Origin of the sequence: Brucella gallinifaecis, assembly GCF_006476605.1 — a bacterium.
GTDB lineage: Bacteria > Pseudomonadota > Alphaproteobacteria > Rhizobiales > Rhizobiaceae > Brucella > Brucella gallinifaecis.
Genome location: NZ_ML636807.1, coordinates 1 through 14243, shown reverse-complemented (window position 1 = coordinate 14243; position 14243 = coordinate 1). Strand labels below are relative to the sequence as shown.

Here is a 14243-nt window from a genome sequence, read left to right as displayed (position 1 = left end):
CAGAAGCGCGACATTTTAGCTATGTGACCCCGGGTTTGTCTGTCGCAAGAAAATAATGTTTCGGCAGGCATTAGTGAAATTTTGTAAAAGACGGGACGTATCCTTAAATGGCGCGCATCGTGATGAAATTCGGCGGCACTTCTGTGGCCGATCTGGAACGCATCTCCAATGTGGCGCGCCACGTCAAACGTGAAGTCGATGCCGGCAATCAGGTTGCGGTTGTTGTCTCTGCCATGTCGGGCAAGACCAATGAACTGGTGAGCTGGGTGCAGAATATGCCCAAGGTTGCCGGTGGTACCTCACCTTTTTATGATGCACGCGAATATGATGCGATTGTTGCCTCGGGTGAACAGGTGACAAGCGGCCTTCTGGCGATTGCATTGCAATCCATCGGTGTTGATGCGCGTTCATGGCAGGGCTGGCAGATTCCGATCAAGACGGACAATACGCATGGGGCGGCCCGTATTGAGGAAATCGACGGTTCGGAAATTATCCGCCGCATGGAAATGGGGCAGGTGGCGGTTGTTGCCGGTTTCCAGGGGATTGGTCCCGATAACAGAATTGCAACGCTGGGCCGTGGTGGTTCGGATACGTCTGCGGTTGCCATTGCAGCCGGCGTAAAAGCGGATCGTTGTGACATCTATACGGATGTTGACGGTGTTTATACGACCGATCCGCGCATTGAACCCAAGGCAAAGCGTCTGTCACGCATTACATTTGAAGAAATGCTGGAAATGGCTTCGCTCGGCGCCAAGGTTTTGCAGGTGCGCTCGGTCGAGCTTGCCATGGTACATAAGGTTCGCACCTTTGTGCGTTCAAGCTTTACGGATCCCAATGCACCGGGCATGGATGATCCGATCAACCCGCCCGGAACACTCATTTGCGACGAGGATGAAATCGTGGAACAGCAGGTCGTCACTGGTATTGCTTATGCGAAGGATGAAGCCCAGATTTCGCTGCGGCGCGTGGCCGACCGGCCCGGTATTTCGGCTGCGATTTTCGGTCCTCTGGCCGAAGAGCACATCAATGTCGATATGATTGTGCAAAATGTCTCGGAAGACGGTACCAAAACCGATATGACATTTACGATCCCGACAGGTGATATCGATAAGGCGCTGCGGGTGCTCGACAAGGTGAAAGCCGAAATCGGGTCTGATCATATCCAGTCGGAAACCGGCCTTGCCAAGATATCCGTGATCGGTATTGGCATGCGCAGCCATGCAGGTGTTGCAGCAACCGCCTTCAAGGCGCTGGCGGAAAAGGGCATCAATATTCGTGCAATCACCACATCCGAGATCAAGATTTCGATCCTGATTGACGGGCCTTATGCCGAACTTGCAGTGCGCACATTGCATGGTGTTTACGGTCTCGATAAATAATCTGTCAGCAGATCTACGCATAATTTGTTATGAACCTATGCCGCTCCCTAGAAATAGAGGGCGGCATAAGCTTTTTAACAAGTTGTCAGATTTTCTGAGGAATAGACTAGACGTGGGTATCAAAAATGCTCAAAAAGGATGTGGCGTAACGCTTCGCGGGCAGGTAATGGGAACAGGCTTTGCGACAAGCTCTGCCCAAACCATGAGGAGACTCCGACGATCATGCGTGATCTGACAACTGGTCCCCGCGTGCTGCTGAAGCGGTTGCGCGAATTGATGGCGGAACCGTTGGAGCCGCAAGAACGCCTTGACCGGATCGTCCGTGAAATCGCGCAAAATATGGTCGCGGAAGTTTGCTCCTTCTATATTCTTCGTGCTGATGGCGTGCTTGAGCTTTATGCGACTGAGGGTCTTAATCCGCAATCTGTTCATCTGGCACAGCTGCGTCTGGGGCAGGGGCTTGTTGGCACGATTGCTGCCAGTGCACGTCCGCTGAACCTGACCGATGCGCAGAGTCATCCGGCCTTTGCCTATCTGCCGGAAACCGGCGAAGAGGCTTATAATTCATTCCTCGGTGTTCCTGTTCTTCGTGCTGGCCGCACTTTGGGCGTTCTTGTGGTTCAGAATCAGACCAAACGAGCCTATCGCGAAGACGAGGTTGAAGCACTTGAGACGACAGCAATGGTTCTTGCTGAAATTATTGCCAGCGGAGACGGGCTTCGTTTTGCTCGTCCCGGCATTGAGCTGGATCTTGGTCGTCCGATGAGTGTGACTGGCAATGCGCTTAATGACGGGATCGGCCTTGGTCATGTCGTGCTGCATGAGCCGCGCATTGTTGTGACTAATCTGTTTAACGAAGACAGTCAGGCCGAGCTGACCCGGTTGGAAACGGCGCTTGGTTCGTTGCGGATTTCCATTGATGACATGCTTTCGCGCCGCGATGTCGCCGTTGAAGGTGAACATCGTGAAGTGCTTGAAGCCTACCGCATGTTTGCGCATGATCGCGGCTGGGTGCGCCGTCTGGAAGAGGCTATTCACAATGGTTTGACTGCGGAAGCGGCGGTCGAAAAGGTGCAGAGCGATACGCGTGCGCGTATGGTGCATCTGACTGATCCCTATATGCGTGAACGTCTGTCTGATTTTGACGATCTGGCCAATCGACTGCTGCGGCAACTGATGGGGCGCGATATCAAAACCATGGCCGAATCGCTGGCCAAGGATGCGATTATTGTGGCACGCACTATGGGCGCTGCCGAGCTTCTGGATTATCCGCGCGAGCGTTTGCGCGGTGTTGTGCTGGAAGATGGTGCTGCCACCAGTCACGTGGTGATTGTTGCGCGGGCAATGGGTATTCCCGTGGTCGGGCAGGCCAAGGGCGCTGTTTCGATGGCGGAAAACAATGATGCAGCTATTGTCGATGGCGATGAAGGCATTGTGCATTTGCGTCCGCAGGCAGATGTTGAAGGGGCCTATGCGGAGAAAGTTCGTTTCCGTGCCCGTCGTCAGGCGCTTTATCGCGAATCGCGTGACAAGCCTGCCGTGACAAAAGATGGCATCGATATTTCGCTCTTGATGAATGCAGGCCTGCAGGTAGACTTGCCGCAACTGGCAGCTTCGGGGGCTGCGGGGATTGGTCTGTTTCGCACCGAGCTTCAGTTTATGGTGGCATCGACCTTCCCGCGTGCTGAACAACAGGAGCGGCTTTATCGATCAGTGATGGAAGCTGCCGGTGATAAGCCTGTGACTTTTCGCACGCTGGATATTGGGGGGGACAAGGTTCTTCCTTATTTCCGTGCGACTGCCCAGGAGGAAAACCCGGCGCTTGGCTGGCGTGCTATCCGTCTGACGCTCGATCGTCCCGGTTTGATGCGCACCCAGTTGCGGGCACTTTTGAAAGCTGCTGGCGGGCGCGAGCTGAAAATCATGCTGCCCATGGTGACAGAAGTCTCTGAAGTGAAGGCGGCACGCGAGATCATCGACCGCGAAGTGCGTCATCTCTCGCGCTTTGCCCATACGCTGCCGCTTAATCTCAAGCTTGGTGCGATGGTCGAGGTACCGGCACTTTTGTGGCAGCTTGACGAATTGATGGCGATTGTCGATTTCGTTTCAGTCGGCTCCAACGATCTGTTCCAGTTTCTGATGGCTGTTGATCGCGGTAATTCGATGATTTCCAACCGTTTTGACCAGTTGTCGCCTGCCTTCCTGCGTACATTGCGCCATATTGTCGATGCCGGAAATCGTCATGGGAAACGGGTCACATTGTGCGGTGAAATGGCCGGGCGTCCGCTGACCGCTATGGTATTGCTTGGCCTTGGATTCCGTTCGATTTCCATGTCAGCGGCCAATATCGGACCGGTCAAGGCGATGCTTGGTGCGCTTGATGTGGGCAAGCTCAATGCATTGCTGAACGAGAAGCTCGATACGCCAAATGGTGCGCATTCGCTGCGTGAATTGCTGCTTCAATTTGCAGAAGACAACGATATTCCATTATAGCGTAGAAAATTCTTCTACATCATTGGGGATGGTGCTGTCTGTGCTGTGCCTGATTTTGCCTTTTCGCGTAACGTATAAAGATTTCAGGACATACCAATGATCGCATTGCCACAGGACCGGATGGACCAGCTTCTCAAGCGGTTTTCGATGATTGAAAGCCAGATGGCCAACAATCCCGATTCTGAAACCTATGTGAAGCTGGCTTCCGAATATTCCGAGCTTCAGGAAGTTGTTGGCAAAATCCGTGAACTGACTGATGCGTGTCATGAACTGCGTGATCTGGTTGCAATGCGCGATGATGTTTCGACTGATGCTGAAATGCGTGCACTGGCGCTGGAAGAAATGCCCGAAGTTGAAAAGCGTATCGAAGTGCTGGAACAGGAAGTGCAGATTCTGCTTCTGCCGAAAGATGCGGCGGATGAGAAAAATGCCATTTTGGAAATCCGTGCAGGTACGGGCGGTCTGGAAGCGGCGCTTTTTGCTGGCGATCTTTTTCGCATGTATGAACGCTTTGCTTCTGAAAAAGGCTGGCGTGTTGAACTGGTCTCTGCCAGTGAAGGCGATGCGGGGGGCTATAAGGAAATTATCGCTACTGTTTCGGGCAAGGGGGTATTCTCCAAACTGAAGTTCGAATCAGGTGTGCATCGCGTGCAGCGTGTGCCGGAAACGGAAGCCGGGGGACGTATCCATACTTCTGCCGCAACAGTCGCCGTTCTGCCCGAAGCCGAAGAGATTGATGTTGAAGTTCGTAATGAAGATATTCGTATCGATACGATGCGGGCTTCCGGCGCCGGTGGCCAGCACGTCAACACGACTGATTCTGCCGTGCGTATCACACATATTCCAACCGGCATCATGGTGGTGCAGGCAGAAAAATCCCAGCATCAGAACCGTGCCCGTGCCATGCAGATTCTGCGTGCCCGTCTTTATGATATGGAACGCCAGAAAGCCGACAGCGAACGATCAGAGTCCCGTCGCAGTCAGGTGGGGTCCGGGGATCGTTCTGAACGTATCCGCACTTATAATTTTCCACAGGGGCGCGTGACCGATCATCGTATCAACCTGACGCTTTACAAGCTCGATCGTGTGATGATGGGAGAACTTGACGAGCTGGTTGATGCGCTGATTTCTGATCATCAGACTGCATTGCTGATGGAACTGGGCGAAAACGCGTGAGCGCCGAACGACTTGACAAGCTGATGATGTCCAGCCGTTTGCGGTTGCGCGAAGCGGCCATAGACACGCCTGATCTTGATGCGCAGCTGCTTGTTGAATGGGCCACCGGTGCGCAGCTGCTTGATCTGGTTTCATGGCCGGAAAAGCTTATTGATCAGGAGCAGATTGCGCTGTTAAATGAGGGGCTTGAGCGCCGTATTGCTGGCGAGCCGGTGCATCGAATAATCGGTGTGCGCGAGTTTTTTGGTCTGCCATTTCGTCTTTCACCACAAACATTGGAGCCTCGTCCTGATACGGAAGTATTGGTGGAACTGGTCTCGCCTTATGTAGAAAAGATCATTGAACAGCATGGTCGGGCGCTGATGCTCGATATGGGCACAGGCACCGGTGCTATCGTGATTGCTCTTCTGCACCAGTTTGAGAAGCTCAATGGTATAGGACTTGATGTTGCCGATGGTGCGCTTGCCATGGCGCGGATCAATGCTGCCGCCAATGGGGTGAGCAGGCAGTTTGCTGCACTGAAAAGCGACTGGTTTGCAAATGTGAGCGGCAAGTTTCATCTTATTGTCTCAAACCCGCCTTATATTCCGAGTAAGGATATTGATGATTTGTCGCGTGAAGTGCGTGAGCATGATCCGCTGGCAGCACTGGATGGTGGCGATGACGGGCTTGATTTTTATCGTGCCCTTGCAAGCGAAGCCTGCGCATATCTATATCAGAATGGCATAATTGCCGTGGAAATTGGCGCAGGTCAGTTTAACGACGTGAAAGCTATTTTTGAACGCGCTGACTGCCATTTGATCAATTCAGCGTGTGATCTTGGTGGTCATAGAAGGGCTATGGTTTTCAGACATTCCAATTTTGCAGATATTGCCGATTTTGCAGATTTTGTGGATGTTTGATGGGTGGGTGTTAAAAAACGCTCGATGAGGTCAAAAAAGCGCTTGGAATTTGCGGCGAAGCCGTTTAGTTTCCAGCCACCGTATACAGCCAGAATGGTTTTGCCCGCTTGAGGGCGGTGGCGGAAATGCTCCATGACGATCAGGTCATGCTCCCGTGAGGGTTTTTCTCAGGGGATGGTTTGTACGGAAGTGCACGACTTTCAAAAATAGTTCCGAAGGGTTTTCTTTTCGGAGAGTCTTGCAAAATACCAAGCCGAACAATTCGTCTTGTCCTTTATGGGCAATGCGAAGCTCTTAACTATTCGATATGTGGGAAGTTTTAGGGTGTGCTTCCTCCATGGCTCGATAATGCGAAGCCGGTGGCTTTAAGCTACGGGAATTTGACGCCCTTTAATCTGAAAAGAGAAGACGATGAGGCCAGCACAGCAGAACAGGCGCATGCGCGGACGGGGCAATAACAATAATAACAATAACAATAACAACCGCAAGGGCCCCAATCCTCTGTCGCGTAATTATGAAAGCAATGGCCCGGATGTTAAGATCCGTGGCAATGCGCAACATATTGCAGAAAAATATACGACATTGGCGCGTGATGCGCAGGCGTCCGGTGATCGTGTTATGGCTGAAAATTATCTTCAGCACGCAGAGCATTACAACCGCATCATCATGGCTGCCATGGCAGCGCAGAATATTCCTTATCAGCGCGAAGAAAACTTTGACAATGATGGTGGTGATGAGGATGAAAGCGGTCTTGCGCCAGCTGTTCCTGTGCATCAGCCAGTTAATGGTTCGGGACCGCAGCCTGTTATCGAAGGTACGCCTGCTGAAGTTGTTTATGGCGAAGATGGCAATGAAAGCCGTTTGGACAATCGTTCCGACAATCGCCCGGATAATCGTTCGCAGCCACGTGAAGGTCGTGAAGGTCGTGATGGCCGTGATGCCCGCGACGGTCGTGATCAGCGCCGTCTTGGACGCGGTCGCCGCCCGCAGCGCGAACGCTTCAATGCAGATGAAACATCTGAACAGCCAGTTGTAGAGGCAGCCATTGCTTCGGCAACTGCTGACGAACAGCCGGTTCAGGCGCCGGTTCAGGTTCAGGCACCCGTTATTGAGAAGCCTGACGTTGAAACGCCCGTTGCTGAAACGACCATTACCGAAACGACCATTACCGAAACTCCGGCGGTTCGCAAAACAGTGCGTGCTGAAAAGCCTGCCAAGGTTGCAGCAGAAGCAGAAGCTGTTGTTGAAAAGCCAGCTCCGGTTGTTGAAGCTGCAGCTGAAGCTCCGGCTAAAGAAGAAGCGCCAGTTCGCGTCACCCGTCGTCCGGGACGTCCGCGTCGTGTTCCCAAGGATGAAGTTCCTGAAACAGCCGATTCGGATGCATAATTGCTGAAGTGACAATATTTTTGATATTTAAAAATGGCGCGGAAAACTGCGCCATTTTATTTGCATATTAATGGCTTGTCTGCTCTTGCCGAAGCTTCCTGATCTTCCCATATTTCTCCTTGGATAGTGAGCCAGCCGAAAACGGGGGCTCCGTCACCCAATATCTTCCGATGCCAGAATGGGTCGGAGGGAAAAGGAGACAATATGAATATCGAGAAATACACTGAACGGGTCCGTGGCTTTATTCAGTCGGCCCAGACTTTTGCCCTTTCTTCCGGCAATCAGCAGTTTACCCCGGAGCATCTTTTAAAAGTGCTCGTCGATGATGACGAGGGGCTTGTGGCATCGCTTGTCGAGCGTGCCGGTGGGCGAATCGCAGATGTGCGTCTTGGCTTGCAGGCAGCGCTCGAAAAATTACCAAAAGTAAGCGGTGGCAATGATCAATTATATCTGGCGCAGCCGCTGGCAAAGGTTTTTACGCTTGCCGAAGAACTGGCAAGCAAGGCCGGTGACAGCTTTGTCACGGTTGAGCGTTTGCTGACAGCTCTTGCTATCGAAAAATCTGCAAAAACGTCTGAAATTCTGGCTGCTGCCGGTGTTACGCCGACTGCGCTTAACAAGGTTATCAATGATATGCGTAAAGGCCGCACTGCCGATTCCGCCTCTGCTGAAAGCAATTATGATGCGCTGAAAAAATATGCGCGTGATCTGACGGAAGACGCGCGTGCGGGCAAGCTTGATCCGGTTATTGGACGTGACGAAGAAATTCGCCGGACGATTCAGGTTCTCTCGCGCCGTACCAAGAACAATCCGGTGCTGATTGGCGAGCCTGGCGTTGGCAAGACGGCTATTGCCGAAGGTCTGGCGCTTCGTATCGTCAATGGTGATGTGCCGGAATCGCTTAAAGACAAGCAGTTGATGGCGCTTGATATGGGGGCGCTGATTGCCGGTGCGAAATATCGCGGTGAGTTTGAAGAACGTCTGAAGGCTGTGCTTTCAGAAACGCAAGCCGCTGCCGGTCAGATTATCCTGTTCATCGATGAAATGCATACGCTTGTCGGTGCAGGCAAGTCTGATGGCGCGATGGATGCTTCAAACTTGCTCAAGCCTGCGCTTGCGCGTGGTGAGTTGCACTGTGTTGGCGCAACCACGCTTGAGGAATATCGCAAATATGTCGAGAAGGATGCAGCGCTTGCGCGTCGTTTCCAGCCGGTATTTGTCGATGAGCCAACTGTTGAAGACACGATTTCGATCCTTCGCGGTTTGAAGGAAAAATATGAGCAGCATCACAAGGTCCGCGTTTCTGATTCGGCACTTGTCGCGGCTGCAACACTTTCAAACCGTTATATCACGGACCGTTTTCTGCCAGACAAGGCCATTGACCTTGTTGATGAAGCCGCATCGCGTCTGCGCATGCAGGTCGATTCAAAGCCGGAAGAACTCGACGAGATCGATCGCCGTGCAATGCAGCTTAAGATCGAGCGTGAAGCTTTGAAAGTCGAAACCGATGCGGCTTCGATTGATCGTTTGCAGCGTCTTGAAAAAGAACTGTCTGATCTGGAAGAAGAATCGGCGGAATTGACAGCGAAGTGGCAGGCTGAAAAGCAGAAACTGGGACTTGCAGCTGACTTGAAGCGCCAGCTTGAAGAAGCGCGCAATGCTTTGGCAATTGCCCAGCGCAGTGGGGAGTTCCAGAAGGCTGGTGAACTGGCCTATGGTACAATTCCACAGCTTGAAAAGCAGCTTGTTGAAGCGGAAAGTCATGAGAATAAAGGCTCGCTTCTTGAGGAAACCGTAACGCCTGAACATGTCGGCCAGATTGTTTCGCGCTGGACCGGAATCCCCGTTGAGAGGATGCTGGAAGGGGAGCGCGAAAAGCTTTTGCGCATGGAAGACGAAATCGGCAAACGGGTCGTCGGCCAGGGCGAAGCGGTTCAGGCCGTTTCCAAAGCTGTTCGTCGTGCACGCGCCGGACTTCAGGATCCGAACCGGCCAATCGGCTCGTTCATTTTCCTTGGGCCAACAGGTGTGGGTAAGACCGAGCTGACCAAGGCGCTGGCTTCGTTCCTGTTTCAGGACGACACGGCAATGGTTCGCATTGATATGTCGGAATTCATGGAGAAACATTCTGTGAGCCGGCTGATTGGTGCACCTCCGGGCTATGTTGGCTATGAGGAAGGTGGTGTTTTGACGGAATCTGTGCGGCGCAGGCCATATCAGGTGATCCTGTTCGATGAGATCGAAAAGGCACACCCGGATGTCTTCAACGTGCTGTTGCAGGTTCTTGATGATGGTCGTCTGACGGATGGTCAGGGGCGAACGGTTGATTTCCGCAATACGCTTATCATCATGACATCGAATCTTGGCGCTGAATATCTGGTCAATCTTGGCGAGACGGATGATGTTGAAAGCGTTCGTGAAGAGGTGATGGGTGTCGTACGGGCCTCGTTCAGGCCGGAATTCCTCAACCGTGTTGATGAAATCATCCTGTTCCATCGTTTGCGTCGTGAAGATATGGGCTCGATTGTCGATATCCAGATGAAGCGGTTGCAAGCTCTGTTGCATGATCGAAAGATCACGCTGGAACTTGAAGATGATGCACGCGAATGGCTGGCAAACAAGGGTTATGACCCGGCTTATGGTGCGCGTCCATTGAAGCGCGTTATCCAGAAAGAAGTTCAGGACCCGCTGGCTGAGCGCATTTTGCTGGGGGATATTCTTGATGGTTCCATCGTCAAGATACTGCCTGGCTCTGACCGGCTGAACTTTCGCCCTATCCGTGTGATGGGTGAAGGTGAGCCGGTGAAGGAAGATGAAAAGGATTGAGACTTTTCTGTCATCACAAACAAGCGCCGCAATCATTTGATTGCGGCGTTTTTTTATGAAATGTCGATGTTCAATACCATCTTCATGCCGGGTTCATATGGCATTTGCTGTATTGAGTAATTAATTGTTAACCATATGGTTGCATCCCTAATACTAGGGTAATTCAGGGTTTCTTGTATGTCGCATCTCTTCCGCATGATTTGTTTTGGTCTGTTTGGCTCTGCAATTCTTCTTGCAGCAGGTGGCTCTGCCGTTGCGAATGGGCGCGATACGATGAAGCATGATTCTCAGCCCGTGCAACTGGCGCAGCTTTTCGATTGGGGACATAATCGTGTCCAGGATCGCGGTGTGCGCGTTTATACCGATGAATATGGCCGGCAAGTCACGATCGATCGTCGTGGACGTGTTCTTCACATTGAAGACCCGCGCGATTCTGGTCGTTATGCAAATGGTGGTGGGCAGTATGATGGTTTCGGCAATGTGCCGGAAGATCCGAATTATTATCCTGAAGCACCGTCCGCGCCGGCTTATGACTATAATCGGGATGGACAGGTTCAGCGGTCTGAACTCCCGCCGCCAGGAATTGACTATCCTGATATGGATTCAACCACAGCGGGGATCAATCGTGATCCGGCCTATCATCCGCCATCAACCTATCCTCGTGCTTTGCCCAATGCTGATGATATGACGCCAGCTATTGAAATGCCGAAAGGGCAGGGTGCAAAACAGAAGATCGCTGCTTATCAGGTTTTGTTGGATCGTGCCGGTGCTTCGCCGGGTGTGATTGATGGTCGTTCAGGCAGCAATGTGGACAAGGCTGCGGCTGCTTATAGCGAGATAACGGGGAAGTTTCTTAATCCAAACGATGAAGCGGCAATTGAAGCCGAGTTACAAGCTAGCGGTGGTCCGGCTTTTACAGAATATATGATCACCAATGAAGATGTCGGTCGCCAATATGTAGCGTCGATTCCGGTTGATTATGCGCATAAAGCACAGCTTCCGGCCATGGCCTATACGTCGGTGGCGGAAATGCTGGGTGAAAAGTTTCATATTGACGAGGCTTATCTCAAGGAGATCAATCCGGGAGTGAATTTCAACCAGCCGGGTTCCATTGTGAAAGTTCCCAATATTGGCAAGCCTGTCCGCGCTAAAGTTGCACGCATTATCGCTGATAAAGGGCGCAAGCAGGTTCGCGGTTATGATGAAAATGGCAAGCTGGTTGTGGCCTATCCGTCAACAATTGGTTCATCGGACACACCATCGCCATCCGGTATTGTGCAGGTGCAGCGTATCGCGATCAATCCGAATTACACCTATAATCCGAAGATCAATTTCAAGCAGGGCAGCAATGACAAGGTTTTGACGATTCCTCCGGGGCCAAATGGGCCGGTCGGAACTGTGTGGATAGCACTTTCAAAACCAACTTACGGAATACATGGTACCCCGGATCCTTCACGTATCGGCAAGACATCAAGCCATGGTTGTGTCCGCTTGACCAATTGGGATGCGGAAGAGCTGGCCAAGCTTGTAAAGCCGGGCGTGAGCGTTGAATTTACGGAATAATGGAATTAGCTTTTCGTCGATGCGCTGGATGCAAGCTTGGTGCCTGCATCGTCTGTGTTCAACAATGTGTCGATGCGATCACGTTCCTGTTTGAAGGCTTCGAGTTCGTTGCCTTTGAGTGCCTTGTTATCCGGAAGGCGAATGCGAAGCGGATCAACTTTGGTACCATTGACGATGAGTTCGTAATGCAAATGTGGTCCGGTCGAAAGGCCCGTTGAACCGACATAGCCGATAACCTGCCCCTGACGAACCCGGGCACCGGCGGTTACGCCGCGTGCAATTGCGTTCTGGTGATTATAGCTGCTGACATAGCCATTGGCATGACGAATTAAAGTCTGATTGCCATAGCCATTGGTCCAGCCGGCCTTTTCAACGACGCCATTGCCCGATGCAATGATAGGGGTTCCACGGGGTGCCGCCCAGTCAACACCGGTATGCATGCGGCTATAGCCAAGAATTGGATGACGACGCATGCCGAATGGAGAGCGGAATACACCATTGGGCACAGGATTGCGCAGCAGGAATTGCTTGGCGCTTTTGCCCTCTTCATTGAAATAATCAACGCTGCCGTCGGGTGCCTGATAGCGGTAGAACTTGCGCGTTATGCCGCTGAAATTTGCCTTAACAAAAAGAAGCTGCGAATCCCCATCCGGCTTGTCCGGGTCATCGGGCAGCGAAAAGAAGGCATCAATCTTATCCTTTTGCGAAAGGCGTGCTTGAAGATCAACATCGCTTGCAAGCATTTTTACCAGTTGCTCGCGCATGGTTTCTGTCATGCCATAGGCGAGAGCTGCACGGCTGATTCCATCATATACACTCGGAAGGTTACCACGAATCGCTGTTGGCGGCGCATCACCGTCGAATGCAGAGGCAAGAAGCGGCGTGTCTTCAGGCTGATCAGAGGGTACATATTGATTGTGATCATTGAGTGAGACGGTTACCAGATGTGTCGTATGATTATAGACACTGGACCGCACGATCTGATCGCTGCCATTCCGGGTCTCTGTACCGACGCGTAATACGCTTCCCTTTTTCAGACGTGGTGAATTTAACAGCTTTGAAAGTGCATCGGCCATATCCGAGGCATCGTCGCCTGTGTAGCCTGCAGTCTGTAAGGCTTGATCGATGCTCATTGTCTGATGGAAAGGGATGAGCTCTTCGGAGAAACCATCCGTCGTTTCTTCATCATCGGCACGTTGTGCAATACTGACATTTTCCTGCGTGATTTTAACGCCGAGAGAAGGGCTGAGTGCAAAGGAGGAATCCGATCCTCCAAACCGGGCCGGATCGACATAATGCAATGAGGCGACCTGAACATCGCCGTCGGTCAGCAAGGCACCCGTATCACGGACGACTTTTTCAACTTCATCGACGGTCAGATCGTTTGATGCGTCAAAGCTTGCGCTGTTAAGTGGAAAGTCAGCCACCCGCAGACTGACCTCACTCTCCACCTTGGCTCCATAGATCTGGCCGGTATCGGTTGACTGAGGGAGCGCTGAACCTTCTGAAAAAACGGACAATGCGTCAAATGCTGGATATTTCCGGTTCGTCGGATGTTCGACTGCAAGTGCCATGCTGACAAGTTCAAAAGGCCGTGTTCGAATGACTTCGCGTTCGCCAATTTTTTGCATGGTAGATAGATCAAAGCGCCGACGATCATTGGTCTTTTGTTTGGAAATCGTACTTACGAGGCGTGATCCCTTGGTTGCATTTGTATCCGTAATGACACCGGGCATGTCATTGCGAGCAAGAATCTCAGGGGGCGTTGCCAATTGTTCACGGCCATCAAGGGCTGCAAACAGCGCGACTCCAATAAGCATACAGGATGTAACACCAGTCAGAAAAGTTCCTGCGAGCCAGCGCGTTGAAACCTCACGTCTATCAGGCGGTCGCCTGCGGCCACCTATAGTGAGCGGGGGCTCATCACCTGGATCCTGATTGTGCGGCCCCAATTTATACATGCTGCTCTTACAGGTCCTTCTTCAAATCTGGATGCACTTATAGAATGTGCATGAACATCATTTTTCAGAAAGCAGAAGGCTGCTCTCCGACATATGGTGTCTTCCCTTAATTATGGAAGTCCCGAAAACGGGCTCTTGAGTTTTGTCAGTCGTGGCGCGGTAAGTCAACTCGTCAGGATTATGCATTTCAATTCGCGGGGCATTTTAAATTTTCACAGGCATTATTCAAAAAATGAGGCCAGTTTATGATATCCGCTTGGATAAAAGACTGTGAGAGTGGCGTTTATAACAGTTTGAACAGTGGAAAAACTGACATTTATAGGGAAACGTCAAAAAAACTTCAAAAGTGCAGAATTATCCGTTGACTTCCCGTCTTTGTGAGGTCTATATGGCGATCAACGAGGGCGGCGACGCTGCTAGCGGCAGACTGTTTCGTCCTTGTAGTTTAGTTAGAGCGTTTGGCAGTGATGTTAAGAGTTTTTAGCTGGGCGGCATTGAGCGGGTTTAGGTTTGCTTGATGTATTGAGGAAGGAACGGTTTGTAAGGCTGTGAATTTC

At 51.7% G+C, this 14243-nt stretch carries 8 protein-coding genes; 7 read left to right on the top strand and 1 reads right to left on the bottom strand.

Annotated elements, in window-relative coordinates; all coding sequences use genetic code 11:
• Positions 1 to 107: 107 nt before the first annotated feature.
• The 7 genes from FHY56_RS12070 to FHY56_RS12035 all read left to right on the top strand — a co-directional run bounded on the left by FHY56_RS12070 (position 108) and on the right by FHY56_RS12035 (position 11725).
• Positions 108 to 1379, top strand: coding sequence for an aspartate kinase (locus FHY56_RS12070; protein WP_140905442.1), 1272 nt, complete (start codon positions 108 to 110; stop codon positions 1377 to 1379).
• 222 nt (positions 1380 to 1601) lie between these two features.
• Positions 1602 to 3872 (top strand): phosphoenolpyruvate--protein phosphotransferase, encoded by a 2271-nt coding sequence (gene ptsP / locus FHY56_RS12065; RefSeq protein ID WP_140905441.1) that lies wholly within the window; start codon positions 1602 to 1604, stop codon positions 3870 to 3872.
• 96 nt (positions 3873 to 3968) lie between these two features.
• On the top strand, positions 3969 to 5048 hold the full coding sequence (prfA, locus tag FHY56_RS12060; RefSeq protein WP_140905439.1) for a peptide chain release factor 1: 1080 nt from the start codon (positions 3969 to 3971) through the stop codon (positions 5046 to 5048).
• A 23-nt stretch (positions 5049 to 5071) separates the two neighbouring features.
• The gene (gene prmC / locus FHY56_RS12055) at positions 5072 to 5950 is read left to right on the top strand and encodes a peptide chain release factor N(5)-glutamine methyltransferase (RefSeq protein WP_140905594.1); all 879 of its coding nucleotides are present in this window, start codon (positions 5072 to 5074) and stop codon (positions 5948 to 5950) included.
• A 411-nt stretch (positions 5951 to 6361) separates the two neighbouring features.
• Complete coding sequence (locus tag FHY56_RS12045) at positions 6362 to 7336, top strand: DUF4167 domain-containing protein (RefSeq protein WP_140905437.1); 975 nt, start codon at positions 6362 to 6364, stop codon at positions 7334 to 7336.
• Positions 7337 to 7540: 204 nt separating this feature from the next.
• Complete coding sequence (clpB, locus tag FHY56_RS12040; RefSeq protein WP_140905436.1) at positions 7541 to 10162, top strand: ATP-dependent chaperone ClpB; 2622 nt, start codon at positions 7541 to 7543, stop codon at positions 10160 to 10162.
• A 177-nt stretch (positions 10163 to 10339) separates the two neighbouring features.
• Positions 10340 to 11725, top strand: a complete 1386-nt coding sequence (locus FHY56_RS12035) for a L,D-transpeptidase (protein ID WP_407920997.1) — start codon at positions 10340 to 10342, stop codon at positions 11723 to 11725.
• Between the two features lie 5 nt (positions 11726 to 11730).
• Here FHY56_RS12035 and FHY56_RS12030 read toward each other — a convergent pair whose 3' ends face one another.
• Entirely contained in the window at positions 11731 to 13686 is a 1956-nt protein-coding gene (locus tag FHY56_RS12030; RefSeq protein WP_140905435.1) for a M23 family metallopeptidase, read from the bottom strand.
• Positions 13687 to 14243: the final 557 nt, after the last annotated feature.